A 3024-nucleotide genomic window follows, 5' to 3' on the forward strand; every position below is an offset into this window, starting at 1 on the left:
CTCGTACATCGCCCGGAACTTCCAGGTCGTGTCCACGTGCAGCAGCGGGAACGGCGGCTTCGACGGCCAGAACGCCTTCGCCGCTAGGTGCAGCATCACCGCGCTGTCCTTGCCGATCGAGTACAGCATCACCGGACGCTCACACTCCGACACCACCTCCCGAAGAATCTGGATGCTCTCAGACTCCAACCGCTCCAAATGCGTCAGGGTCTGGGGGGAGATGCGTGCGGCGTTTCCCGCGACCGCCCGGTCCCGCAGCATCGTCCCCATGCGATTCCATCCCTTCCGGTCGATGCGACCCCGCGATCCGGCGCGTCCCCGCCGGCCGCGGGTCGGGTCTTGTTGGGAAGAACCTCGAACGATCGGGCTGCGGCCAACAAGCCGTCCGACGAAACGATTACACTCTTGATCCGGCGTCCTCCGGCCCGGAGGCGACGGCCGATCGCACCTGTAATATCGGCCTCGGCCCGGCGCGGATCGCGTATCCCGGGCGCATTCCGTCACTAGCATCGCCGCCTGATCACAGGAGGAAGCGTCCATGGCCTACGACGTGGCTGAGGCCGTCGGCAACGTGCTCGCCTCGGGCATCGACCCGCAGGAATACGCCCATCACGACACGCTGGGCGAAGACCTCGTCCGCAGTCCCTATCCGTTCCTGGACGAGGTGCGCCGGCGCCGTGGCGCCGTGTTCGAGCTTCCGGATGGGATGATGGACGGCGTCGACATCGGCGGGCTGGCGCGCGTGAACAAGGACTATCCCTGCTTCGCCGCGCTCTCGTACGACGCGGTGAGCGCCGTCTTCCTCGGCGGCGCCAAGGTGTTCGGTCAGGGCCTGGACCAATCGTATCTGATCGCGTGGGGCGAGACTCCGGTCACCGTCGATCCCCCGCTCCACACGCCGCTGCGCGAGCTGACCAACAAGGCGCTCAACCGCCTCCAGATCCAGCGTCTCGAACGCGACGTCATCCGGCCCGCGGCGAAGCTGCTCACCGACAACCTGCTTCGGGAAGGCGGCGGCAATCTGGTCACGGCGTACACCGGCCTGCTGCCCTTCCTGGTCATCACCAACCTGCTGGGCGTGAACCCCGGCGACTTCCGCTGGATCATGAACCGCACCCGCACGATGATGGCGCTGGGGGTCGACTGGGAGGCCGGCCACCAGGCCGCGCTCGACCTCCGCGCCTACCTCGAAGCCGTGTACGAAGACCGCCTGGCGCGACCCGGCGATGATCTCATCAGCGACCTCATCGCCGCCGAACTGGACGGCCAGCGGCTTTCGAAGGAACAGGTGCTGGCCTTCTGTCGCATCCTGTTGCCGGCCGGCATCGAGACCACCACGAAGCAGTTCGGCATATTGCTCACGGCGCTCCTGACCCAGCCGGACCAGATGGCCCTCGTGCGCGAGGATCCGAGCCGGATTCCTGCCGCCGTCGAGGAGGCGACCCGATGGGAGGCCCCGATCGTCTTCGCGCCCAAGCGGGTGCGGGAGGACACTGTCCTGGAGGGCGTGGCGCTGCCGGCCGGCGCGTACGTCGTGGGCTTCCACGGCTACGCCAACCACGACCTGGATCGATGGGAGCGCCCCCACGCGTTCGACCTGACGCGGCCCCGGAAGGGCACGGTGGCCTTCGGGGGCGGCCCGCATTTCTGCCCGGGCAGCCAGCTGGCGCGGACTGAGATGGGCGTGGGCCTCGCGGCCTTGCTCGAGGCGTGCCCGAACCTGCGCCTGGCCTCCGGGCATTCCGAACCCCGTGTGATGGGCTTCCAGGCCCGGGCGGTGTCCCGGATCATGGTGGAAGTCTGACGCCGGGGTCGATCCCAACCGCCGCCCGCGGCGGGCGAGCTCGCCTAGGAAGCGTGCGGCCGCAGATCGCGGTGTCGCCGCTCCACCAAGGCCATGAGCCAGCGGCGAACCGCGCGAGCCCGCGCCGTGTCGTGGACCTCGCGGTGGGTGCTGAGCCAGAAGCGACGCTCGATCAGCATCACCTCCGGTAGCACCCGGGTCAGTCCGTCCGCCATGAAGCACGGCAGGACCCCGATGCCGCCATGGGCCGCGATAATGGCCCGCTGCGCCTGGATGGACGAACTGGCCAGCGTCGGGCTGAGGCCAGGGGAAACCTCGTCGAGGTAACGCAGCTCGGGTGCGAAGATGAGATCGTTGACGTAGCCTACGATCTGGTGCGTTCGCAGGGCCTCGACGTTCGGGGGCGCGCCGTGACGCTCCAGGTAGTCGCCCGTGGCGTAGAGCGCGAGCTGGTAGACCGTCAGGGGCTCGACCACGAGCCGGCCCGCATCGGGGGCGCTCAGGGTGATCGCCATGTCCACCTCGCGCCGGATCGGCGACAGGAAGGTGGTCTGCGCCGCAAGTTCAATGCGAAGGCCGGGGCGCGCTCGCGCCAACTCGGGCAGAGCCGGGGCCAGCACAGCGGTTCCGAAGCCCTCGGCGGTGCTGATCCGCACCGTCCCGGCCACCTGGTCGGGTTGGGTCACGCGACCGGCCGCGACCATTGCGGATTCCGCTTCCAGCGCGGCGTCGAACAGCTGGGCGCCCGCCGCAGTGAGCTGGAGGCCAACGCGGGACCTGGCGAGGAGCGTCGATTTCAGCGCCGTCTCGAGCCTGGCGAGGCGTCGGCCGACCGTGGCCGTATCCATGCCGAGCCGTTGACCTGCCGCGACTAGCGAGCCGGCGCGGGCGGCGGCGAGGAAGATTCTCAGGTCGTCCCAGTCGAACATTGCAAATTTGCACTTTATGATGCGTGAAATTGCAATACGCGGGCGCAACGGTCGCTGCTAGGCCGTCCGCATGATGCGTGAGATCACCCACTTCATGCGTTCCGGGCGGTCCTTCCCGATGGCGCCCTGATGGACTTCAGCCTTTCGGAAGACCAGCGGGCGATCGAGGACGCGGCGCGCGCCTTCGCCCTGGCGGAACTGGCGCCGCGTTCGGCGCGCTGGGACGAAGAGGGCGGCCTGGACCGGGCGGTGCTTGAGGCTGCGGCGGGTCTGGGCTTCGCGGGCCTCTAT

4 protein-coding genes are annotated in these 3024 nt (G+C 68.7%); 2 read left to right on the forward strand and 2 right to left on the reverse strand.

Annotated features, from left to right (window positions below; genetic code table 11):
• The coding region (locus WG212_RS13920) for a phosphoadenosine phosphosulfate reductase family protein (protein WP_337187708.1) at window positions 1–270 on the reverse strand (270 nt) is incomplete at its 3' end.
• Between the two features lie 268 nt (window positions 271–538).
• On the opposite strand from WG212_RS13920, the gene WG212_RS13925 reads away from it, so the two are divergent.
• On the forward strand, window positions 539–1804 hold the full coding sequence (locus WG212_RS13925) for a cytochrome P450 (protein ID WP_337187709.1): 1266 nt from the start codon (window positions 539–541) through the stop codon (window positions 1802–1804).
• A gap of 44 nt (window positions 1805–1848) precedes the next feature.
• On the opposite strand, the gene WG212_RS13930 is transcribed toward WG212_RS13925, so the two are convergent.
• On the reverse strand, window positions 1849–2733 hold the full coding sequence (locus WG212_RS13930) for a LysR family transcriptional regulator (protein ID WP_337187710.1): 885 nt from the start codon (window positions 2731–2733) through the stop codon (window positions 1849–1851).
• A 129-nt stretch (window positions 2734–2862) separates the two neighbouring features.
• Here WG212_RS13930 and WG212_RS13935 point away from each other — a divergent pair.
• On the forward strand, window positions 2863–3024 hold a 162-nt coding region (locus WG212_RS13935), incomplete at its 3' end, for an acyl-CoA dehydrogenase family protein (RefSeq protein ID WP_337187711.1).

The sequence above is a fragment of the Phenylobacterium sp. genome, assembly GCF_037189685.1.
In the GTDB taxonomy this organism is placed as follows: Bacteria; Pseudomonadota; Alphaproteobacteria; order Caulobacterales; family Caulobacteraceae; genus Phenylobacterium.